The 21,647-nt window shown below is 36.3% G+C and carries 22 protein-coding genes; 6 read left to right on the top strand and 16 right to left on the bottom strand.

Translation table 11 applies throughout. From position 1 onward, the window contains the following. Positions 1–11 precede the first annotated feature (11 nt). From IGL90_RS04900 to IGL90_RS04890, 3 genes are all read right to left on the bottom strand, one after another. A complete protein-coding gene (locus IGL90_RS04900) occupies positions 12–791 on the bottom strand; it encodes an ABC transporter permease (RefSeq protein WP_002357916.1) in 780 nt (259 codons plus the stop codon). Continuing rightward, positions 784–1,620 (bottom strand): ABC transporter permease, encoded by an 837-nt coding sequence (locus IGL90_RS04895; RefSeq protein ID WP_002382189.1) that lies wholly within the window; start codon positions 1,618–1,620, stop codon positions 784–786. The genes IGL90_RS04900 and IGL90_RS04895 overlap by 8 nt, the downstream gene beginning before the upstream one ends. A gap of 206 nt (positions 1,621–1,826) precedes the next feature. After that, positions 1,827–2,231: a hypothetical protein gene (locus tag IGL90_RS04890; RefSeq protein WP_082153363.1), complete on the bottom strand. Its 405-nt coding sequence runs from the start codon at positions 2,229–2,231 to the stop codon at positions 1,827–1,829. Between the two features lie 206 nt (positions 2,232–2,437). Here IGL90_RS04890 and IGL90_RS04885 point away from each other — a divergent pair, with 206 nt between their 5' ends. Beyond that, the gene (locus IGL90_RS04885; protein WP_048737785.1) at positions 2,438–3,199 is read left to right on the top strand and encodes a WxL domain-containing protein; all 762 of its coding nucleotides are present in this window, start codon (positions 2,438–2,440) and stop codon (positions 3,197–3,199) included. Between the two features lie 114 nt (positions 3,200–3,313). Here IGL90_RS04885 and IGL90_RS04880 read toward each other — a convergent pair whose 3' ends face one another. The 3 genes from IGL90_RS04880 to alsS form a co-directional block, all read right to left on the bottom strand. After that, a complete protein-coding gene (locus tag IGL90_RS04880; protein ID WP_002357921.1) occupies positions 3,314–4,396 on the bottom strand; it encodes a PA2928 family protein in 1,083 nt (360 codons plus the stop codon). Positions 4,397–4,553: 157 nt separating this feature from the next. Further along, positions 4,554–5,258: an acetolactate decarboxylase gene (budA, locus tag IGL90_RS04875; RefSeq protein ID WP_002363752.1), complete on the bottom strand. Its 705-nt coding sequence runs from the start codon at positions 5,256–5,258 to the stop codon at positions 4,554–4,556. An 11-nt stretch (positions 5,259–5,269) separates the two neighbouring features. Then, positions 5,270–6,922, bottom strand: coding sequence for an acetolactate synthase AlsS (gene alsS / locus IGL90_RS04870; RefSeq protein WP_002357923.1), 1,653 nt, complete (start codon positions 6,920–6,922; stop codon positions 5,270–5,272). Between the two features lie 277 nt (positions 6,923–7,199). Between alsS and IGL90_RS04865 the strand changes: the two genes are divergently transcribed. Continuing rightward, entirely contained in the window at positions 7,200–8,111 is a 912-nt protein-coding gene (locus IGL90_RS04865; protein ID WP_048737783.1) for an LCP family protein, read from the top strand. Between the two features lie 52 nt (positions 8,112–8,163). Here the strand turns inward: IGL90_RS04865 and IGL90_RS04860 are convergent, their stop codons facing one another. The 3 genes from IGL90_RS04860 to IGL90_RS04850 all read right to left on the bottom strand — a co-directional run bounded on the left by IGL90_RS04860 (position 8,164) and on the right by IGL90_RS04850 (position 11,915). After that, positions 8,164–9,507, bottom strand: a complete 1,344-nt coding sequence (locus IGL90_RS04860) for an NADH peroxidase (protein WP_048737782.1) — start codon at positions 9,505–9,507, stop codon at positions 8,164–8,166. A 184-nt stretch (positions 9,508–9,691) separates the two neighbouring features. Next, complete coding sequence (locus IGL90_RS04855; RefSeq protein ID WP_048737780.1) at positions 9,692–10,384, bottom strand: response regulator; 693 nt, start codon at positions 10,382–10,384, stop codon at positions 9,692–9,694. Continuing rightward, the gene (locus IGL90_RS04850) at positions 10,365–11,915 is read right to left on the bottom strand and encodes a Spo0B domain-containing protein (RefSeq protein ID WP_048737778.1); all 1,551 of its coding nucleotides are present in this window, start codon (positions 11,913–11,915) and stop codon (positions 10,365–10,367) included. The genes IGL90_RS04855 and IGL90_RS04850 overlap by 20 nt, the downstream gene beginning before the upstream one ends. A gap of 147 nt (positions 11,916–12,062) precedes the next feature. Between IGL90_RS04850 and IGL90_RS04845 the strand changes: the two genes are divergently transcribed. Together IGL90_RS04845 and IGL90_RS04840 are read left to right on the top strand one after the other, a co-directional pair. Then, positions 12,063–13,388, top strand: a complete 1,326-nt coding sequence (locus IGL90_RS04845; protein WP_002357930.1) for a 2-hydroxycarboxylate transporter family protein — start codon at positions 12,063–12,065, stop codon at positions 13,386–13,388. A 31-nt stretch (positions 13,389–13,419) separates the two neighbouring features. Further along, complete coding sequence (locus IGL90_RS04840; protein WP_002360544.1) at positions 13,420–14,589, top strand: NAD(P)-dependent malic enzyme; 1,170 nt, start codon at positions 13,420–13,422, stop codon at positions 14,587–14,589. Between the two features lie 73 nt (positions 14,590–14,662). Here IGL90_RS04840 and IGL90_RS04835 read toward each other — a convergent pair whose 3' ends face one another. The 4 genes from IGL90_RS04835 to ireB form a co-directional block, all read right to left on the bottom strand. After that, positions 14,663–15,511, bottom strand: coding sequence for a helix-turn-helix domain-containing protein (locus IGL90_RS04835; RefSeq protein ID WP_002382173.1), 849 nt, complete (start codon positions 15,509–15,511; stop codon positions 14,663–14,665). 500 nt (positions 15,512–16,011) lie between these two features. Further along, complete coding sequence (locus tag IGL90_RS04830; protein WP_002357933.1) at positions 16,012–16,317, bottom strand: DUF1292 domain-containing protein; 306 nt, start codon at positions 16,315–16,317, stop codon at positions 16,012–16,014. A gap of 37 nt (positions 16,318–16,354) precedes the next feature. Continuing rightward, on the bottom strand, positions 16,355–16,777 hold the full coding sequence (gene ruvX, locus IGL90_RS04825; RefSeq protein ID WP_002357936.1) for a Holliday junction resolvase RuvX: 423 nt from the start codon (positions 16,775–16,777) through the stop codon (positions 16,355–16,357). Then, a complete protein-coding gene (gene ireB / locus IGL90_RS04820; RefSeq protein ID WP_002357937.1) occupies positions 16,774–17,043 on the bottom strand; it encodes a regulatory phosphoprotein IreB in 270 nt (89 codons plus the stop codon). The genes ruvX and ireB overlap by 4 nt, the downstream gene beginning before the upstream one ends. Before the next feature lie 435 nt (positions 17,044–17,478). On the opposite strand from ireB, the gene IGL90_RS04815 reads away from it, so the two are divergent. Both IGL90_RS04815 and IGL90_RS04810 read left to right on the top strand, forming a co-directional pair. After that, complete coding sequence (locus IGL90_RS04815; RefSeq protein ID WP_002357938.1) at positions 17,479–18,231, top strand: threonine/serine exporter family protein; 753 nt, start codon at positions 17,479–17,481, stop codon at positions 18,229–18,231. 5 nt (positions 18,232–18,236) lie between these two features. Next, the gene (locus IGL90_RS04810) at positions 18,237–18,737 is read left to right on the top strand and encodes a threonine/serine exporter family protein (protein WP_002382172.1); all 501 of its coding nucleotides are present in this window, start codon (positions 18,237–18,239) and stop codon (positions 18,735–18,737) included. A gap of 51 nt (positions 18,738–18,788) precedes the next feature. Here the strand turns inward: IGL90_RS04810 and IGL90_RS04805 are convergent, their stop codons facing one another. The 3 genes from IGL90_RS04805 to IGL90_RS04795 form a co-directional block, all read right to left on the bottom strand. Then, on the bottom strand, positions 18,789–19,655 hold the full coding sequence (locus tag IGL90_RS04805; RefSeq protein WP_002357940.1) for a TIGR03943 family putative permease subunit: 867 nt from the start codon (positions 19,653–19,655) through the stop codon (positions 18,789–18,791). 18 nt (positions 19,656–19,673) lie between these two features. Next, a complete protein-coding gene (locus IGL90_RS04800; RefSeq protein ID WP_002379342.1) occupies positions 19,674–20,588 on the bottom strand; it encodes a permease in 915 nt (304 codons plus the stop codon). 210 nt (positions 20,589–20,798) lie between these two features. Further along, the gene (locus tag IGL90_RS04795) at positions 20,799–21,605 is read right to left on the bottom strand and encodes an MBL fold metallo-hydrolase (RefSeq protein ID WP_002357943.1); all 807 of its coding nucleotides are present in this window, start codon (positions 21,603–21,605) and stop codon (positions 20,799–20,801) included. Positions 21,606–21,647 lie beyond the last annotated feature (42 nt).

Here is a 21,647-nt window from a genome sequence, read left to right as displayed (position 1 = left end):
TCTTCCATGTTTTAGGCAATGGAAGCTAGTCCCAACGTTTTTTCAATTAAAAACATTAAGCCCATTGTTAGTAGCATCAACAATACAGAAATTGCTGAAACAGTTGGATCATAATTGTATTCCATATAACTTAATAAAGAAGTAGGCAGCATCGTCACACCGGGACCTGATAAAAACATCGATACAGGAACATTGTTAAACGAATTGACAAATGCTAACATAAAGGCTGCAAAAATTCCTGAAGACACATTGGGTAAAACAATTTGAATGAAAGCTCGCAATCTTGTACAACCTAATGTCCAAGCTACTTCTTCCATTGAATAATCTAGTTGTTCCATACTTGACCCAACCACTCGAATAATATAAGGCAAACTAATTAAAAAATGCCCCATTAATAATCCTTGAAAGACAGGCAAACCTAATTTAATAACAATATATTGAAATAACGTATACCCGACCACAATTCCTGGAATCACAGTTGGGGATAAGAAAAAGCTTTTAATAAAGTTGCGCCCACGAACGGAATAACGAGCCAGCGCATAGGAAGCAGGAATCCCTACTATTAATGCTAAAACAGTCGCTAATACCCCAATTAACAAGCTTAACTTAAAACTGTCCATAAACGTTTCCGATTGTAATGCTTTGGCGTACCAATCTAAAGTAAAACCTTTAATCGGAAATTGAATCGCTGCGGCTGTTCCAAAAGAAGTCACCACAATCAAACATAATGGTAAAAATAAAAACAGAAAAACTAGAATTGCAATAACAGATAGTCCTTTTTGCTTACGCATGATTTGCTTCTCTCCGATCTACTTTCTTAGCGACCATGTCTAGGCCTTTCATCACAATTAATGTTGTTAAAATCATAATAAATGCAAGAACACTCGCCGATTGCCAATCACCTAAAGTATTAGCCTTTTGATATAAGAAGGTCGACATCATCATTTTTTGGTTACCGCCTAACAGCTGTGGCGTCGTATAAGCCGTTAAAGTTCCTGTAAACACTAATATACTTCCTACGATGGTGCCTGGAATTGATAAAGGTAAAACAATTTTCCGAAAAGCCGTCATTGGATTGGCGCCTAGCGTCTCAGCCGCTTCTAGCATTTCTCCTTCAATGTTTTCCATGACCCCAACTAAGGTCATAATCATTGTTGGTAAAAATAAATACACTGAACCGATAATAATTGCAAATTCTGTATACAATAAATTCAGCGGTTGCTCAATTAAGCCTGTTTTTAATAACAACGTATTCACTACACCGTTTTTTCCTAAAATGTTAATCCAAGCAAAACTTCGAATAACTGAATTGGTTAATAGTGGAAACAAGGTCATAGCCATTAAAAAGCCACGCCATTTTTTGGAAACTCCAGCAATAAAGTATGCCGTTGGAATGCCCAACACAATTGAAATACCCGTCACAATTAACGAAACTCTTATCGTTCGCCAGAAAATTGAAACATTATAGTCATCTTTAAAAAAAGTAACATACTGATTTAGTGTCAAGCCATGATCAGTAAAAATGGTTGGCAAAATGCTAGTAATTAATGGAATCATTAAGAAAAATAATAATAGTACTAGCCCCGGTGCCACAATTAAATAAGGAACTTTCTTGTTCATTCGTACACTCCTCGTTCGTTTTTTCACTTCATCAGTATACGCAAGGAAAACGTATATTTCAACACATTTTCATCTTTTTGTTCGTTTTTAAACCCGAACGTTCGTATATTTTTTCGAAAAAGGTTATTAAAAAATAAAACACGAACATTAAACAAAAAACACAAACAAGACTGTTTGTGTTTTTTGTCAACTTTTTTATTTATCACTTAATTTTCTTGGAACGTTTGATCCTTTTCCATCATTTTCACTATAATACCATCTTGATACACCTGATAATATCCGAACAATTCATTCTCTTTTGAGACACTATTCTTTTCAGATCTAATTTGAACAACATAACTTCCTTTATTTGACTGCTTAAACGTATAATGAAACGCCGAGTCATTCGTTGGTATCCCTAAACCATTTTGTAAAAATTCAATCGCTTCCTGTTTAGTATAAGATTCTGCTTCTAATTGCGTTCCTAAATGCGGATTTTTTTGATCAACAAATTGTCTTGCTTTGTCATTATTAGCAGACTTTTCTATAACGACTTCCTGTTGCGAATTCCTACTTCCTGAACAGCCAGTTAATACAAATAAAATCACCAACAACCCCAAACACTTACTCAAAGTTTTCTCCTCCTCTCCCTTTTCATTAGTGATACCTGATGATTTCTTTTATATTTTAGCATGCTTGATATAACGAATGGTGCTCAAAAAAGACAGAATCAACAAGTAAAAATTGTCGACTCACCTTTCTCAACTAATATTAAAAACCATCTGTCTCAATATTTTCGAATTTCCTGTAAATTACTGATAAATAAAAACAGCTCCTTTTGCGTATACTTATATTATCAGCACCTAAAGGAGGAACTTTCTTGAAGCAAAAAAATCTACTCACTTATCAATCACTTGCAGCCTTGTTGCTAGTATTCAGTCTCTTTAGTTTTGACCCATCGGTTTCTTTTGCCACCCGTTCTGGAAAAACGCCTGTTTCAGTTGAACTAGAACTTGGAGGGCTGCCTGGTGATGAATCGGTTGACGATGCCATTGATCCTGATTTAGAAAATCCTAACACTAGTTTTGACTTGCTCTTTATTCCGAAAGAATTTACTTTTGAAACCCAAGCGATTTCTGGTGATTTAACGGCAGTTCCTATACGACCTTCTGAAGGCAATACTCATACAATGAGACACTTCGGGATGGGGGATGTTCGCGGAGCCTTAACTGGTTGGCATGTCACTGCTGAAATCCCACACATGCGAAACGAAGCTCATTCTTTACTAGGCATCATTACGTTTCAATTAACAGGCGGCTATGCTCGCTATGACAAAACGTTAAGGCGTTTCTTTATGACAAATACAATGTATGGACTGGATTTTTCAGAAGATCCTGCTGCACCCGACTTCCCGACCAACCCAATTATTATCGGTAACGGTGCCATTTTAATGAGTAACGCTGGTGATAGAAAAGGACAAGGAATGTGGAGCGGCCGCATGACCGATATTTCTCTTGCAATCCAAACCCCTGTTTCACAATTATTTCCTGGCGCATATACAGGTTCGATTATCTGGAATTTAATCTCTGGACCTGCATAAAATAAAAAAAACGCTTAGAAAACTAGCGGAATCACTACTCTTCTAAGCGTTTTTTTATATCATAAGGACTATTTGCTCCTTCTATTTGTCTAAGCATGCTTTACCACTTTTCGTTTAACGAATCACTTGGCCCCAACGGTAATCAAACTGATACTCTTGATTACCATTATTTAGGTTAATTTTGTATAAATAACGCGGGACTTTAATGAATAACGCATCCTCTACTTGAAAAGCTTCAATAGGTACATTTTCTTTAGTTAAAAGCAACGGTGTTTGCCACTCGTATGTTTTTTTCTGCCAATTGTATAAGCCAACTATCGCTTGATTACTTTGTCTTTTCTTGTATGACAGAACATAATAATTTGCTTCATCTTTCTTGCCTAATAAAACTGGTGCTATTAGTTGCTCTTCTAGTTTTCCTTGCACTGTTGTACGCTCTTCCGATGACAGCTCTTGACCAATTTGACTCTCATTTGAATCTACCGTCCATTTAGGCGCTTCTTGTGTTTGAAAGACTTCTTTGAAAGTTGGGTCTTGTTTTAACTGCCAATTTTTCAAATCTAATTGATAATATCGATTGTTTAATCCATAAATATAGAGATAGCGATTATCCATAAAACGATAATCAACGAAATCAGAGCTTAAATAGTCTTTTAATTCAGGGAATTTCTTCACTAAATCCGCTTCAGAAAACTGTTTTTTCCCTGTTTTTGTATCGAGTAAGTAAATGGCCTCGTTATCAGCATTATTCAAAACCACATATTGATCTGTTTGACCAATTAAATAATCACGCCAACCTAAACGTTTACTCCACATTCGTTCGCCCGTCTGACTATTAACAGAAATCACTTGGAACAATGAGTTACTGGTGCTAATGCCATTCGTTCGTCCATTTGGAATAATCATTCGCTCGATTGAAGTTAAGCCTTTCGTTTTTTCAGAATAAAACGTCGCACTTTTCTCTTCAATCGTTACTGAACGAAACATTCCGAAAAATATCAAACCAGCAAAATGTACCACTGCAAGATAAACCAATAAAATTAACGCATAGGGAACCAGTCTCCTTGTACTCCGCCTTCTTATTAAGGAAATAACCAAAATACCACTAATTACTATAAAAATAATTGCTACAATGATGACAAAAATATCATGATAGAGCCAACCAGATAATTGCCAACTTCTATAAAGTGTGTCCATTACGCCATCCTTTCCAATTGTTATTTGCTTATTATAAAAAGGATACTATTTTTTTTTGAAAAATAACAACAAAAAACGACGAACAGCAATAAGCCCATTCAAGTTGACTAACTAGGTCAACTTGAATGGGCGTGGAGAAATGTGCCTTGTTATTCAGTTATTCCGCTTCTTCAATTGCAGACAAAGCTTTTGCAATATCAATTTCTTTATTCCGATAATCAGCATCATGAACTGGAAAATGCTGCCGCAATTCTGCTGCTTCCATCCACGAAACAGTCCCTTGTTTAATGCCAAAATCAAGAATGTGCCCACCAAATTGGTGATCCTCACTGATAAAGTGCAAATGAAACCCTGCGGCAGAGGCACCATGAAATAATTTAGGTGTAAAGAACCCTACAACTGTTCCCTGAATATTCTCCGCTGTAAATTCAGGTTGATTGCGTGCGGCTTCTACAAATGGTGGATACGGTTTTTCTTGTTTAGGTGCCACACGGACATGCATCTTCGCAAAAAGACCGCTAATTTTAATTGCCGCAAAAAAATTAGGACTAATTTTTTCTAAAATTTGTGCTTTAATATTTTCATCGGTTTCCGTTGATACAGGGAATGCGCCATCTTCTTGAAAACGAGTAACTGCGGCATATGGCGTTAATTCTTCGCCTTCTAGAATAGTAATTTCGCCAGTTTGATTTGCATGATACAATGTACCGTCCAATAAAATAATTTCGCCATTTGAGCCTTCTAATGTCCCAATTCCAAAATCACCTTGCGTGAGTAACGTACCAATTTCTGCCGTTCCTGCCATCAAACTTTCCATTAAACCGCCTAGCGTACCATGTTGATAAACATATTGTTCGCTCATTTTTCCATCTCCTAATAAAGTTGATCTGGTAACAATGTTTTACCTAATTCTTGATTATCTGAATAATCCACAGGAACATCAATAATCACTGGGCCTTCTGTTTGCATTCCTTCTTCTAAAGCTGCGGCAAATTCTGCTTGTGAATGAACTCTAACCCCTTTGGCTCCAAAAGCTTCAGCATACTTCACAAAATCAACTGGACCAAAATCTACGCCAGAGGATCGATTATATTTCATTTCTTCTTGGAATTTAACCATATCATAACTACCATCATTCCAAATAATATGCACGATATTTTGCTTTAAACGAACCGCTGTTTCTAATTCTTGCGCCGAAAATAGGAAACCGCCGTCCCCAGAAACAGAGATAATTTGTGTATTCGGACGAACCAGCGCAGCCGAGATTGCCCAAGGCAAAGCGACACCTAATGTTTGCATACCGTTACTAAATAATAAATGACGCGGTTCATAACTTCTAAAGTGGCGAGCCATCCAAATGTAGTGGCTCCCTACATCAACAGTAACTGTCATTTCATTCGTGGTTTTTTCTTGAAGCGTTTGAACAATTTCTAATGGATGTAATCGATTTTCAATTGTACTTGTTTTTACTTCTTTAATCGTTAATTTTTCTTGAAGCGTTTCTAAATAATCTTGCGCATCTTCTGTTAGTATTGGTTCACTAAATGCTTCTGATAATTTCAAAATATTTTTAGACATATCACCAATTAGCTCTTCTTCCGGTTGCATATATTGGTCAATTTCCATTTGAACTTCATCAATAACAATAACGCGCGCATCTTTTTCTGCGTTCCAATTACGTGCTTCATATTCAATGGGGTCATAACCAATCGCAATCACTAAATCACTTCTTTTTAACAAACGATCCCCAGGTTGGTTTCGAAATAAACCAACACGCCCAAAGAAATGTTCTTCTAATTCTTTTGAAATAATTCCTGCTCCTTGGAACGTTTCCACGACTGGCAAACCAGTTATAGCAACCAATTCACGAATGGCTGCGGTAACTTTTCGTGCAGAGGCCCGCATTCCTAAAAGTAAAACAGGTAACTTCGCTTGCTTGATTCGTTCAGCTAAAGCTGCGATTGTTTCTGCTGATGCATGGCCCAGTTTCGGAGCCGACAAAGGCTTAATTGCTTCGCCTGTCACCGGACTATCTGTGACATCTTGTGGGATCGATAAGAATGTTGCACCTTTTTTCGCTGTTTTGGCGATACGGTAAGCATTGGCAATATTTTCAGATAATGTTTCTGGATCTTGAATTTCTGTACTGAATTTTGTTATTGGGCTAAATAATGCAGCATTATTCATGCTTTGGTGAGTTAATTTTGACAAATCGGACCGTTTCACCTGTCCAGCCAATGCTAAAACAGGGTCCCCTTCTGCAGTCGCAGTTACTAACCCAGTTGCTAAATTGCTGGCACCAGGTCCACTAGTTGCAATAACTAAGCCAGGCTCTCCCGTCAAACGACCAATCCCTTGTGCCATAAAGGCAGCGTTTTGTTCATGTCGAGCTAAAATTAATTCTGGGCCTTTGTCAACTAATGCATCAAAAACCCCATCAATTTTTGCACCGGGAATCCCAAAAATATAGGGCACTTCGTGATTGATTAAACTTTCTACTATGATATCTGATCCTTTTTTACTCACTGTTATACCTCCAATTAAAATCTGTACTAATTACAAATACAAAAATACCACTAAAATTCTAATTAATCAACAATGAAACACCTTGAAAACGTGTAATATACTAATTCGCATATTTTAATAGAATTGAGATATTTCAAAAGATTAAGCAAAAATAATGCAAAATACCTTAAAGTTTTATAGTCTTTCAACAATTATTATATACTTCTTCACTAAAAATTAGTAAGATTAACCTATAAGAAAAAAATCACAACCTGTGATAAATTATTGGAGGAAAAATATGTCAAAAGGGAAGAAAATTTTTGCCATTATCTTTGGAATTATCTTGGTTCTATTTCTTGCAGTTGTTGGAATGGGAGCAAAACTTTATTGGGATGTTTCTAAATCAATGGATAAAACCTATGAAACAGTAGAACGATCTAAAAAAAGTCAGGTCAATTTAAACAATAAGGAGCCTTTTTCTGTTTTATTATTAGGGATTGATACAGGCGATGATGGGCGTGTCGAGCAAGGTCGTTCGGATACAACAATTGTTGCAACAGTTAATCCTCGTGACAAGCAAACAACCTTAGTCAGTCTTGCTCGCGATACCTATGTTGATATTCCAGGTCAAGGAAAACAAGATAAATTGAATCACGCCTATGCTTTTGGTGGCGCATCTTTAGCAATGGACACAGTTGAAAACTATTTAAACATACCTATTAATCATTATGTTTCAATTAATATGGCTGGTTTAAAAGAATTAGTCAACGCGGTTGGCGGAATCGAAGTGAACAATAATCTGACTTTTTCACAAGACGGATATGATTTTACGATTGGTAAAATTTCATTGGATGGTGAACAAGCACTCTCCTATTCAAGAATGCGTTACGAAGATCCTAATGGTGACTACGGCCGCCAAGAACGTCAAAGAAAAGTGATTGAAGGCATCGTCCAAAAAGTCTTAAGTCTTAATAGCGTGAGCAACTATCAAGAAATTTTAACAGCTGTTTCTGATAATATGAAGACAGATTTAAGTTTTGATGACATGAAAAAAATTGCCTTAGATTATCGCAGTGCCTTTGGTAAAGTGAAACAAGACCAACTTCAAGGTACTGGTTTTATGCAAGATGGTGTTTCCTATCAACGTGTGAATGAACAAGAATTAACTCGTGTCCAACAAGAGTTGAAAAATCAATTGAATACAAAATAAAAATAAAACCCACGAGTACTATAAATACTCATGGGTTTTATTTTCTCTTCTATTAACGTTCTTGTTTCACCGCTTCTAAAGCCGCTGTATTAATAATGTTCCAAGGTTTGTCAAACGCTGGTTGGAAGAAGAAGTCCGCATAGGCTAAGTCTTCAATCGTCATTTTGGCTTGAATCGCTAATGAAATAGCATTAATGTTTGCAGTTAAATCTGCTTTCGACATTAATTGAGCGCCTAAAATTTGTGTTGTTTCAGGATCATATACTAATTTAAACCAAGCTTTTTGTTTGTCTGGATTGAAGTCCATCAAGTAGTCTTCTACTACTGTCACCGCTTTTGTTTCTTTTCCTAATTTTTGAGCCATGACTTCATTAATCCCTGTTGAAGCAAATTTATAATCAAAGACAGCCAAGCCAGAAGATCCTTGAACACCAGGGAAAGGTTTAACTGGTTCTTCTAGGTTTTTCACAGCAAAGCGACCTTGTTTACGAGCATTCGTTGCTAAGGCAATATTTACTTCTGTGTCTGCAGGATTGTATTTAATTAACGTAGCATCCCCTACTGCAAATACATCAGGCTCACTTGTCCGCATGTATTCATCCGTCTTGATTAGGCCATTCGGATGTAATTCCAAGGTACCTTTTAACCAAGCAGTGTTTGGACGGACACCAACCGCTACAACGACCAAATCAGCATCGTACGCATTTTTATCTGTAACGACTTTTTGCACACGACCGTCGCCTTTATAACGTTCAACTGTTTCACCAGTTGCAATGGTAATGTTATTGGCTTCCATCTCTTCTGTTAAAACATCTGTAAATTCTTTATCTAGATATACCCCTAATGGACGATCTAAAATGTCAATAACAGTAACCTTTTTGCCGGCTTTTGCAAATGCTTCGGCAGCTTCAATCCCAATATAACCACTACCAATCACAACCACATTATTGACTTCTGGATCTACTGTTTTTTGTTTTAATTTAATGGCCCATTGACGACCACGCATCAAGTAAATATTATCCAAATCTTTACCTGGAATATCTAATTCAAATGGGACAGCTCCGGGACTGATGATTAATTTATCATAATTTTCAACACGTTCTTCACCTGACACTAAATCTTTCACTGTCACTTGATGTTCTTTTGGTTGAATCGCTGTAATTTCAGTATTAGAAAAGACATTTACACCACGGCTCTCCATTTTTTCGCCAGTCATATAGCGAACAGAATTAACATCTTTCACTTTTCCTTCTAGGTACAACTGCATGCCACAAGACAAGAATGAGATAAAATCACCTTTCTCATACCATTGAATTTCTGCATCAGGATGAAGATTTAGTAATTCCTCTACCGCTTCATAACCTCCATGTGATGATCCTAAAACAATAACTTTCATCGCTCGTTCCTCCCATATAATATTATTTCTTACATAATAAAGAATATCATATATTCTCAAAAAATAACAAATAATATCCTCTTTTCCATTCTCAATTAAGTTCTTTAAATGAGAATAAAAAGGAGTATCCTCTGTATTTCACCACTTTTCAATTACTTTTTAATTTACTAAAAAATAAAAAATACTAAATTCTCCGATACGATTGATAGGGACGCCCCACTTTTAAATAGCTATTTTTACTTTCTAAAAGGTTATTTTTTTCTAGAAACAACACATATTTACGAACAGAAACATGTGAAAGCTGACTCGCTTCTGATAATTCTTGAATCGTAAAATAGTCGGTAAATTCGTCTATTTTTTTTAACAATAATTGTAATGTTGCTTGTGTTAGTCCTTTTTCTAAGGACAGGTTTTGAAGAACTTGTTCATTTTTACGTGCGTTCGTCTGTGAAGAATGAAACAATTGGTCCACTTTTGTTTGCGAAAGCTCCTTCGTTTCCAGCGTGAATTGAGCAGCTTTTTTCTGATAGTTTTCGATACTTTGTTGAAATCGTTCAAAAGAGAAGGGTTTAACTAAATAGTCTAAAACGCCTAAATGTAAGCTTCGTTTAACGTTTTCCAACTCGTTGGCAGCCGTAATCAGGATGACTTCTGTGTCAATTTTTTCATCTCTAATTGTTGCCAGATAGGTCAAGCCGTTGCCATCTTTCAAATGAACGTCTAATAAAACAAGTGCTGGTTGTTTTTCTTCCGTTAGTTGTAGACCTTCAGCAATTGTTGCCGCCGTAAAAATAGTCGGTTGGTGAATTAATTTTTCAAGATATTTTTGATGTATATATGCAACCATAGGATCGTCTTCAATAATCAATAGGTTCATTTTCCTCTGCTCCTTCGTAATGAACATTTATGCGAATGACAAGCCAATTGTTTTGTTGGTTTTCCCAAGTCAATGTCGCTTCCGCATTCTCTAATAATCTTGCCAAATAAGAAGTGAAAAACTCTTGCTCAAAGCGTTCCAGTTGTTCTTTTGGATAAGCAAACGAATAAGTCGTCGTCAAACTTCCTGGCTGATAATCAATGGTTTCAATGATCTCTTCTGGCAACGTTTGCTCCATCAGGAAACGATGAATATAACGGTAGATAGCAATCAAATTTTGCGTATCTTCATCTCGTTTATTTGGTGGAATTTCTGGATAAATTTCAATAGCTAATTGTGTTTTAATTTCTGCAAACTTGATTCTTTCCCCACTTAAAAAACCTGCTAAAATAGGATTCCTAACCAAAATAGCTAAGCGCTGTGCAAATTCCTTTTCTGGTTTCAATAAATCGGCCAGATAATGTTTTAGCGCCTCATAATCTTCTAAATCGACTAACCCATAAATAACATGCATCTTATTCATAAATTCATGTGATTGACTTTGTAATGCCGAAGCATATGTCGTTGTGCTGACAAGCTGTTCTGCGACAATAAACGTTTCCGTCGCATTTTTCAGAAAGATAACATGCCCAATTGTTTTTTTACGGACATTAATCGGGGCGATTGAGACGAAATAATCCTGGCCATTTTGACGATAGAATTGCTCTGTTTTTGAATGTACGACTAATTTTTCAGGAGATAAAACCAATGCTGAAAGTTTCTTTCCTAGTAAATTTTCTTCACTATTTGTTATATTATGATACATTTTAGTTGCTTCAATATTTGCTAATAAAATATTTTGATCGGTATCAATCACAAGGATTGCGTCTTTCGTTTCCTCAAGCATGGCGTTTCGCTCTTCTAATAGACGAGCAATTTCTCTTGGCTCTAAATCGTGAAGTTGTTTTTTTAAATAATAAGAAACCACGATGGCTAATATAAAGCCAAAACCAACACTTAAAAGGACACTCACTGTGTAATCATTTTTTGTTCGTTCAATCAATTGTGAAAGCGAGGTCATTTTAATGCCCATTGCCACAACCCCAATTTGTTTTCCTTGATCATAGACTGGGACAAAACCTCGTAATGATTCTCCTAAACTCCCTTGACTAACAGACAAATGTTCCTCCCCTTTTAATGCTCGCACTTCATCGCCACCTTCAAAATGCTTACCTATTTTTTGGCGATCAGGATGTGTTAAACGAATCCCCTGCATATTCATAATCACGATAAAATCCAACTGATGGATTTCACCTAAACGAACCGTATACGCTTCCAATTCATCTGAATAGTGATCATTCTTTAAGGCTTCAATAACATTCGGTTCAATAGCCAACTGTTCCCCGACGGCTAAAAGTGCTTGCTCTTGGTTTTTACGAACTTCTTTAATTGTTTGAACCGTCGTTACTCCGTAAAAGAAAGTAATCATAATAATTAATGTTGCAATAAAAATCACTGATAAGAAGCACCATAATTTCCCGCCACGCTTCATTCCATCCCTCTTTTCTCTTCAAATAAAGTATAGCATAGGAAGATTTGGTTAAAAAACTTTTCTTTAGTTAAATTAATTAAATAATCTACTCCAGAGAAAACGTTTACATTATGATGAATATAGATTAAAGTTATAGGAGGAAATAGCATGGAAAAGAAATTGCACGCAACAGCTGCTAATGAAACAGATTGGCGCAACAAATTAACCAAAACGAGGATTGGTTCGGTTACGTTACCTGTTTATCTTGTAACAGCTAGCATTATTCTTGTTACAGCTCTATTAGAACAACTACCAGTCAATATGTTAGGTGGTTTTGCCGTAATTTTAACAATGGGTTGGTTACTTGGAACAATTGGTGGAAATATTCCTATTTTGAAACATTTTGGCGGTCCCGCAATTTTATCTTTATTAGTACCATCAATTATGGTCTTTTTCAATTTACTCAACCAAAATGTCTTAGACTCAACAGATATTTTAATGAAACAAGCAAACTTTCTCTATTTCTATATTGCATGTTTGGTCTGTGGAAGTATCCTTGGAATGAACCGCAAAATTTTAGTCCAAGGTTTAATGCGCATGATTGTCCCGATGGCATTAGGAATGATTTTAGCAATGGGGGTTGGGACCCTTGTTGGAACGCTGTTAGGTCTCGGTTGGAAACATAGCCTTTTCTATATTGTCACTCCTGTTTTAGCTGGTGGAATCGGTGAAGGCATTCTTCCTTTATCCCTTGGTTATAGTGCCATTACTGGATTGCCAAGTGAACAATTAGTGGGGCAATTAATTCCCGCAACCATTATTGGTAATTTTTTTGCTATTATGTGTTCTGGTTTACTTAGTCGTTTAGGAGAAAAACGCCCTGAACTTTCTGGACAAGGTCAGTTGATCAAAATTACCAATTCAGATGATTTAAGTGATGCTTTAGAAGAAGACAAAGCACCAATTGATGTAAAATTAATGGGCGCTGGTGTTTTAATTGCATGTACCTTATTTATTACAGGCGGTTTATTGCAACACTTAACAGGCTTTCCTGGTCCTGTTTTGATGATTGTTGTCGCAGCCTTTTTAAAATACTTAAATGTAGTACCGAAAGAAACCCAACGCGGATCAAAACAGCTTTATAAATTTATCTCTGGCAATTTTACGTTCCCGTTAATGGTCGGCTTAGGTATGTTATATATTCCTTTAAAAGATGTCGTAGGAATGCTTAGCTGGCAATATTTTGTTGTGGTAATTAGTGTCGTTTTCACTGTTATTGCTACAGGATTTTTCGTTTCACGCTTCATGAATATGAATCCCGTCGAGGCTGCCATTGTCTCCGCTTGTCAGAGTGGTATGGGTGGGACTGGCGATGTGGCTATTTTAAGTACAGCCAATCGAATGAACTTAATGCCGTTTGCACAAGTTGCGACACGTTTAGGCGGTGCCATTACAGTAATAACAATGACTGCTATTTTTAGAATGCTTTTTTAACCATAAGTGAATTATTTAGGAGGAAAATGATATGTCAACAAAAGATGTAAAAGAATTAGCGATTGAGCAAGCAAAAAAATTTGGGGGGAAATTAGAAGTCTGCCCTAAAGTTCCGATTGAAACAAAAGCAGATTTAGGAATTGCCTACACACCAGGTGTTGCGGCTGTTTCTTCTGCCATACATGAAAAAAAAGAACGCGCCTACGAATTAACAACAAAGAAAAACACCGTCGCCGTTATCAGTGATGGTTCAGCAGTTTTAGGTTTAGGTAACATTGGTCCTGAAGCAGCGATGCCTGTCATGGAAGGAAAAGCTGCATTGTTTAAACGCTTTGCTGGTGTGGATTCGATTCCCCTTGTTTTAGATACACAAGATACTGAAGAAATCATCCAAACAGTGAAGTTTTTGGCTCCAACCTTTGGAGGGATTAACTTGGAAGATATCAGCGCTCCTCGTTGTTTTGAAATTGAACAGCGTTTAATCGATGAACTAGATATTCCCGTTTTCCATGATGATCAACACGGGACAGCGATTGTTGTTCTAGCGGCTTTGTACAACAGCTTAAAATTAATCAACAAGAAAATAGAGGACATTCATGTGGTAATCAACGGCGGTGGCTCCGCTGGTCTTTCGATCACAAGAAAATTTTTAGCTGCTGGCGTAAAACATATTATCATTGTTGACCGTGCAGGGATTCTGAGCGAAACAGATACAGCTCTGCCACCACACCACGCAGAAATTGCGAAGCTAACCAATCGGGAACACCGTACCGGTGATTTAGCTACTGCTCTTGAAGGCGCTGATGTCTTTGTTGGTGTTTCGGCACCAGGCGTTTTAAAACCTGAGTGGATTCAACAGATGAATGAGCAGCCAGTTATTTTTGCAATGGCTAACCCAGTTCCTGAAATTTTTCCTGATGAAGCTTTAGCGGCAGGCGCTTATATTGTCGGAACTGGTCGTAGTGACTTTCCGAATCAAATTAATAATGTGTTAGCTTTCCCTGGTATCTTCCGTGGTGCCTTAGATGCTCGGGCGAAAAAGATTACGATTGAAATGCAAATTGCCGCTGCCAAAGGTATTGCAAAATTGATACCCGATAATGAACTCACGCCGACCAATATTATTCCCGATCCATTCCAAGAAGGAGTCGCAAAAGTCGTCGCCGAAAGCGTCCGTAACGCTGTCAAAGAAACAAATTAAAAAGAGAAAAAAGGAACAACTTAACTCAAGAGGAGTTAGGTTGTTCCTTTTTAAAATCTGAAACAATAATTTATTATTTAAAACTGATATTAAACTCTTGCATATCTTTTTCAATATAAGCAAGTAATTTTTTATTTTCAAAGAAACGTGTAAAGTAGTACGCAATACGATAATCTTCAACAGCATCTAGTCCTAGCATTTGTTTATTAAACGCTTTTTCGTATAATAAGCAATCTAAAGAGTAAATAGAACTGTGTGTCCGATTAATTTCGATTCCTTTATCACTTAATTCAATACTCTTTGCATAGTCTTTAATTAATGAATAGAATTTTGCGGTATTATAATAAATACGGCATTGCTCTAATGGATAATCTAATTTGAATTCGCTTAGCAATTGTAAAGATTTATCGTAATAAACTTTTGCTTTTTCAATATCATCTTCTAATTCATATAAAATACCGATCGCATTCATACTCAAAATATTATAAATATTAATATCACGACTAATTTCAGAACCACGATGTAAATAGAACAATGCTTCGCTATTATTTTTCTTACCTAATAAACTCGTAATTCCTTTATAATAGAAAAATTTTGTTTCTAAAATTCTGTTTGAACTTTCGATATCATCTGGATAGTCTTTCAACAAATCATAGGCTTCATCGTGCTTAAAGTAAAAGCATAATTCTTCTACTTTATTTAATAAGCTTTCGAGTTTTTTCTCACTAGAACCTTCGATACATTCTTCCACTTGTAAGTCTAAACGTAGACATACAGATGAGAAAATGTCTAAACTGTCACACACATTTTTGTTTTCAATGTTACTAATTGTTGCTTGTGTACAAATTCCTTTTGCCAATTCAGCTTGCGATAATTTTTTCTTTTTACGCGCTGTTTTGATTTTTTCTCCCGCTACTCTCACAGTCAAAACTCCAATCTTTCTATTTTTTTTGTATTAAACATACCATCATTTTACAGATAATGTTATAATGAAGCTATCATAATAAAGGAGGTGAAATATATGTTTGATTTACTTGCTTTATTAACTGGAATTTCAGTTCGTGGCAATGCACCACACCAATAATTACGTGTTTGTTTAACTGAATTTCTGACGGCTCTACCTATGCCAGTAGGTGGAGCCATTTTTTTATTTAATATTATAAAATTAACAGTATTTCTAAAACCTCACACTTAGTATAACACAAATTATAAATTATGCTAGATAGTTACCAAATTAACGTCATTACAAGGATGTTACGTTTTTACAACATCTTGTAAAACTAGATAATGCTGTCCTTCTTTATCCACCACACTCAATGATAGCGATAGTATCTTATGATAGAAACAACATGTACATTATAACAATTATTATTAAGAAAGCTACTTCTCAATAGGAGAAGTAGCGCTTCTCTCGTTACAGTTTTACTCTTCTTCTTCAGCCATGAATGTATTGAAAACTTCTTCAATCATATCCCATTCAGCGTCTGTTTCGATTTGCTGTAAATCGCCTTCTGTACCTTCTGCGTTTTCCACATATGAGTAAGCTTGCAATTCAACATCTTCATCCTCAGGAATTCCTGCTGGATATAATAAAACATAATTTTTACCGAATTCTTCTTGACCGTCAACAGTTAGTAAGATCTCGTATAATGTTTCATTTCCTTGTTCGTCTACTAAAGTAATGTGTTCATGTCCTTCGTGATCATGATCGTGGTTGTGTTCTGTCATTCTTCTTCTCTCCCTTGATGTATTCAAAGCTCGATAATTATCGGCTATGTGCATCTAAATAATTTTGTAGAATCATTACTGCCGCTAGTTTATCAATGACTTTTTTTCTTTTGGCTCTGGAAGCATCTGCTTGCTCCACCAAGAAACGCTCTGCTTGGACAGTTGTTAATCGTTCATCTTGATAGTCAACAGGTAATTGAAATAATTCTTGAATCTTATCACCATATGCCATAGATGCTTCAGCTCTAGGACCGATGGAATTATTCATGTTTTTCGGTAAACCTACGACAAATTTCGTGACTTCGTATTCTTTCACCAATTCACCTAATCGCTCAAAGCCGAAGTTCTCTTCCTCTTCGTTGATGCGAATAATTTCGATGCCTTGCGCTGTCCAACCTAATAAATCACTAACAGCCACACCGACTGTCCGTGAACCTACATCTAGCCCCATGATCCTCATTTGATATCGATTCCGTGGTTCGCTAAGTAATATTTGGTTAATTCTTCCATGATTTCATCACGTTCATGACGACGAATTAAGTTTCGAGCATCTTGATAACGAGGAATGTAAGCCGGGTCCCCAGAAAGTAAATACCCTACTATTTGGTTAATAGGATTGTATCCCTTTTCTTCTAATGCCCGATATACGGTTTCTAACGTTTCACTGATTGCTTTTTTTCGATTATCATCAAAATCAAAGCGTACTGTTTCGTCTGTAAAACCCATTTTACTACACCTCACTTCTACTTTTATACAATTTCATTTTACTAGAAAAGAACCGAAACTACAAACAAAATTTCTTCTCCTTCTCTCTTTTTTGTTATTTCTTAGTCTTTTATTAATAAAGGCTTCGTAAAAAAATGACAGCCATCGATAATTTTAAAATTATAAAAACAAATACACAACTTTATAAAACAAGAATAAAGCTCTGCTAAATCGCCAGAATATCACCTTTCCCTTCAATTCATTTTGCGAAAAAATCGACGTTTCTCTTTTGAAAACTTTTAAATATCTATGATTAAATAATATCAGCCTTTTAATGTTACAATTCGCTAACAATCTGTTTACGATGTAAATTTTCGATTGCAGCTGTTATTTATTTCCTCTTTTTGGTTCGTTTGTAGTACACTAGAAGAAAATACATAAAGTGAGGCTTGCTCAATGACTCCTGCTCATTTGGATTTACTTTTAGAAACCTGTTTGTTAGCTGGTAAAATTATGATAGAAAGCGATGCAGAAATGTACCGTGTTGAAGATACAATGAGCCGAATTGCGCTTGCTTCTGGCAACTATCGAATGGTTAGCTATGTGACACAAACCGGGTTATTTGTTGGCATAGATGGAACCTCCACGATTCGTATGGTTCAAGTAATGAAACGTGGCATTGATTTAGAAAAAATCTCTCGTGTGAATCAGCTGTCTCGTGCTTATGTGGCTGGTGATTTTTCTTTAGAGGAATTACTGAATAAACTAAAAGTGATTGATAGTGAACACCGACATTTTCCAATTAGCGCACGCATTGTTAGTGCGGCCGTTGTCAGCGCTACAATTATGATTCTTTTTGGTGGCGTCTGGTCCGATTTATTCTTGACTTTTCTGATTGGTGGTTGCGGCTATAGTCTTTATTATTTTAGTTTAAAGTTTCTCAAGATTAAATTTTTATCTGAATTTTTAGCTTCGCTGTTCATTGGTGCAGCCGCTATTCTTTCAGTCAAATTGGGACTCGGACAATCACAAGATTTAATCATCATTGGTTGTGTCATGCCTTTAGTGCCTGGTGTGCAAATTACCAATGCTCTTCGCGATTTGCTAGCTGGACACTACTTATCGGGTGTTTCTCGTGGGACTGAAGCATTAATGACTTCAGGAATGATTGGTTTTGGCATTGCTTTTGTCTTTCAACTTTTCTATTAAAAGGAGTGACTTACTTGCTAGGAATCGTTTTGGTACAATTTATCTTTAGTTTTTTAGCTTCTGCGGCGTTTGCAATTATTATTAATGTTCCCCGACGATCACTGGTGGCTTGTGGTCTAACTGGTAGTGTAAGCTGGATGCTTTATTGGGTAATCGTTGAAGTTTTTAGTGGAAATGCAGCATTAGGTTCCCTCATCGGTGCTGTCGGTGTTGCGGCAGTAAGCTACCTATTCTCAAAAATATTGAAAATGCCTGTCACGATTTTTAATATTCCTGGTATTGTTCCATTGGTACCTGGTGGCTTAGCTTATCAAGCTGTTCGGAATATCGTAATTGGCAATTATGAAAAAGGCGCCTATTTTACCGTGCAAGCTGTAATGATTGCTGGGGCAATTGCGTTAGGCTTAGTCGCTTCTGAGGTTTTCAATCAAAATATCCGCAGCTTTCGGGAAAAAAGAGAATCTTTGGGTTTTATTCGTCGTAAGCGCAACAAAATTAAAAAATAGACAGCAAAAAAGTTGGTTGCTTCCATTTGATAAGGAAGCAACCAACTTTTTTTAAAAGGAACGATAGACATATTGATTTTTTGGTGCTTGATCTGCTTTGACTTTCTCCACTTGAACAGTTGGTATTTGTCGTTTAAACGGTGGATAATAGGACAACTCAACCGTGCCGGTAATCGTTACCCAATCATTGTTTTGAAATTGGGTATGTTCAGGAAAATGAACCAACAAGCCAAAAACGCCAGAATCAGCGACACAATGAATAATTCCAAAACGGAAGACAAACTGGTCAACACTTTCTTCTCGTTTTGAATTATAGACAAAGCCTTTATAAGAAATCCTTTTCCCTGCAAATTGACTTGGATAATTATAGATTAGTTCCATAATTTCCAAATAGTTTTCATCCGTAATTGAAATCACAGATTGGCCATCATATTGTTTCATGGCTTTTGCCATCTGCTTGTCATAATCCGTCTTATTGAAATACATACTTGTATCAGGTTTCAAATATTGCGTTTGCATATCAGGATCCCCTACTGATTCTTTACTTACTGGAAAGTTAAATCCTTTTGCTTCAACAATTGTTGTGTCTAAACTAACTGTCGGAAATAATAAGCCAACAATCAACGGTAAAGAAAGTAGTAAATAGGCAAGCCCTCTTTGGCTGGGTTTTTCCAAATTATGCTGATGGCCATGATGTTCATGTCCCCCATGTTGGTGCATGTCTTCATGTTTTTTTTGCATTGATGGATCTGCTTGGTTCCACAAAATCAATTGGACAATCGCCATAATAAAAGCTAAAACCATTGATAAAACAGCTAAGTAATTATAATGAATATTGATATATTGGTTCAGTTCACCTGAAATTTGAAGATACATCATCAACCCCATATATCCAATTAAAATAATAAATCGTATCATCGATTGTAGGCCTCCTTTCTAAACTACTGCCGCATAAATAGTTACGACAAGCGCCACTATCAAAACAAATTGTACAATGAATGACATTTTAAAATAACGTTTCATCATCAATAAATTTTTAATATCTACCATTGGACCAAAAACTAAGAAGGCGACAATTGGTCCTGTGCCAAACAAACTCAAAAGAGAAGAACCAATAAATGCATCTGCTTCTGAACAAAGTGATAGAGTGGCAGCAATGACTAGCATGACTAGAATCGCTAAAATCTTTGAGTGGCCCAATTGCATAAGCGCACCAGTTGGAATATAGGTTTGCATGATTGCTGCCAACAAAGAACCAAAAATTAAATAACGACCCGTATCAAAAAATTCATCAATACTATGGGTTAACGCTGACCAGCCGTTTTTCCAAAATGAACGAACTTCATCAACGTGTTCATGCGTATGAGCAACCTGCTCTTCTTTAATCTGCGCCAACTCTTTTTCTGTTAAAATTGATTCTTTTCGAAAATAAGCTAACCAAATGCCGATAACCCACGCGACAATCATACTACCTAAAACTCGCCAAATCACAAATTTTGTTGCGCCACTAAAGGCTACGTATGTTGAGAATAGCACAATTGGATTAATGATTGGTGCCGTTAACATAAAAGCAAAAGCGGTATGTGTTGGTACATCTTTTTTAACAAATTGATGCACAATTGGTACAATCCCACATTCACAAGAAGGGAAGAAAAACCCTAGGAAACTCCCTACACAAATTGATAAAAATTTATTTTTAGGTAACACTTTTTTTACTCGTTCTGGTGTTAAAAAAACATGTAAAGCGCCTGAAATCAAGCAACCTAACATGACAAAAGGCAATGCTTCGATAATAATCGAAAGAAAAATAGTGCTCATCTGTAAAACAGAGTTTGGTAAAAATTGAAACATTATAGACCTCCCACTAGTAAAAATCTAGTTAACTATACTCCTAACACCAGACAAACACAAGTATTTGTCAAAAAATTAACTAAGAGTTTAAAAGTATTATCACCGATGTCTCTGTCAAACCAGCTGGATAAAAGAACAAAAAATGAGCATGGGACAAAAATCACTTTGGATTTTTGCTCCACGCTCAAAAACTGATAAACCACCATTATTCTAAATTTGAAATAACTCTGAGGCTGAATCGGGGTCTGTATCATATACCTTAAATGCTTCACCGACGCCTAAATCCTTTTGCTTCAAAGTAGACTCCATTGCCATTCGCGCATGAAGTTTCGTATTATTTTCTTTGCTAAGATGACCTAAATAAATGCGTTTTGTTTTATCACCTAACACATCCGCCATCACAAGAGCACCATCATCATTGGATAAATGGCCTTTATCTCCTAAAATCCGTTGTTTAAGACTCCATGGATAAGGTCCTGCTCGCAAAATTTCAATTTCATGATTGCTTTCGACTAAATAAGCATCTGCATTTTCAATCGTACCACGAATATGATCGCTACAATAACCTGTATCCGTTAGAACAACAAAGGAACGATTATTGCGATGAAAACGATAAAATTGAGGCGCAATCGCATCATGTGAGACACCAAAACTTTCAATGTCCATATCTCCCAAGGTCAAAACTTTGCCCATTTCAAAAATATGTTTTTGAGCGACATCGACTTTGCCAATCATGGGATCCATCGCTTGCCACGTTTTTTCATTAGCATAGACATCTAACTTATATTTTCGCGCTAACACGCCAACGCCGTGAATGTGATCCCGATGTTCATGTGTAACTAAAATCGCATCTAAATCTTCTGGTTTGCGATTGACTTCTGCTAACAGTGAAGTGATTTTTTTGCCACTTAAACCCGCATCTACTAATACTTTCTTTTGGTTGGTTTCAATAAAAAGGGAATTGCCTGTACTGCCACTGGCAAGAACACTGATATTAAAAGCAAACTCTGAATCCATTTAAAACTCTTCCCTTCTACATTACAACATTAACGTGTTTCA

It is taken from the genome of Enterococcus sp. DIV1307a (assembly GCF_050537425.1).
In the GTDB taxonomy this organism is placed as follows: domain Bacteria; phylum Bacillota; class Bacilli; order Lactobacillales; family Enterococcaceae; genus Enterococcus; species Enterococcus faecalis.
This window is presented reverse-complemented; position numbering and strand designations above follow the sequence as displayed.

Excerpts from the sequence above, each read along its gene's own strand:
- IGL90_RS04855 (WP_048737780.1), bottom strand. The coding sequence starts at position 10,384 with ATGAACCTATTGATTATTGAAGACGATCCTATGGTTGCATATATACAT.
- ireB (WP_002357937.1), bottom strand. The coding sequence starts at position 17,043 with ATGGGTTTTACAGACGAAACAGTACGCTTTGATTTTGATGATAATCGA.
- IGL90_RS04845 (WP_002357930.1), top strand. The coding sequence starts at position 12,063 with ATGGAAAAGAAATTGCACGCAACAGCTGCTAATGAAACAGATTGGCGC.
- IGL90_RS04860 (WP_048737782.1), bottom strand. The coding sequence starts at position 9,507 with ATGAAAGTTATTGTTTTAGGATCATCACATGGAGGTTATGAAGCGGTA.
- IGL90_RS04850 (WP_048737778.1), bottom strand. The coding sequence starts at position 11,915 with ATGAAGCGTGGCGGGAAATTATGGTGCTTCTTATCAGTGATTTTTATT.
- IGL90_RS04900 (WP_002357916.1), bottom strand. The coding sequence starts at position 791 with ATGCGTAAGCAAAAAGGACTATCTGTTATTGCAATTCTAGTTTTTCTG.
- IGL90_RS04800 (WP_002379342.1), bottom strand. The coding sequence starts at position 20,588 with ATGTTTCAATTTTTACCAAACTCTGTTTTACAGATGAGCACTATTTTT.
- IGL90_RS04895 (WP_002382189.1), bottom strand. The coding sequence starts at position 1,620 with ATGAACAAGAAAGTTCCTTATTTAATTGTGGCACCGGGGCTAGTACTA.
- IGL90_RS04840 (WP_002360544.1), top strand. The coding sequence starts at position 13,420 with ATGTCAACAAAAGATGTAAAAGAATTAGCGATTGAGCAAGCAAAAAAA.
- budA (WP_002363752.1), bottom strand. The coding sequence starts at position 5,258 with ATGAGCGAACAATATGTTTATCAACATGGTACGCTAGGCGGTTTAATG.
- IGL90_RS04805 (WP_002357940.1), bottom strand. The coding sequence starts at position 19,655 with ATGATACGATTTATTATTTTAATTGGATATATGGGGTTGATGATGTAT.
- IGL90_RS04865 (WP_048737783.1), top strand. The coding sequence starts at position 7,200 with ATGTCAAAAGGGAAGAAAATTTTTGCCATTATCTTTGGAATTATCTTG.
- IGL90_RS04880 (WP_002357921.1), bottom strand. The coding sequence starts at position 4,396 with ATGGACACACTTTATAGAAGTTGGCAATTATCTGGTTGGCTCTATCAT.
- IGL90_RS04815 (WP_002357938.1), top strand. The coding sequence starts at position 17,479 with ATGACTCCTGCTCATTTGGATTTACTTTTAGAAACCTGTTTGTTAGCT.
- IGL90_RS04795 (WP_002357943.1), bottom strand. The coding sequence starts at position 21,605 with ATGGATTCAGAGTTTGCTTTTAATATCAGTGTTCTTGCCAGTGGCAGT.
- IGL90_RS04830 (WP_002357933.1), bottom strand. The coding sequence starts at position 16,317 with ATGACAGAACACAACCACGATCATGATCACGAAGGACATGAACACATT.
- ruvX (WP_002357936.1), bottom strand. The coding sequence starts at position 16,777 with ATGAGGATCATGGGGCTAGATGTAGGTTCACGGACAGTCGGTGTGGCT.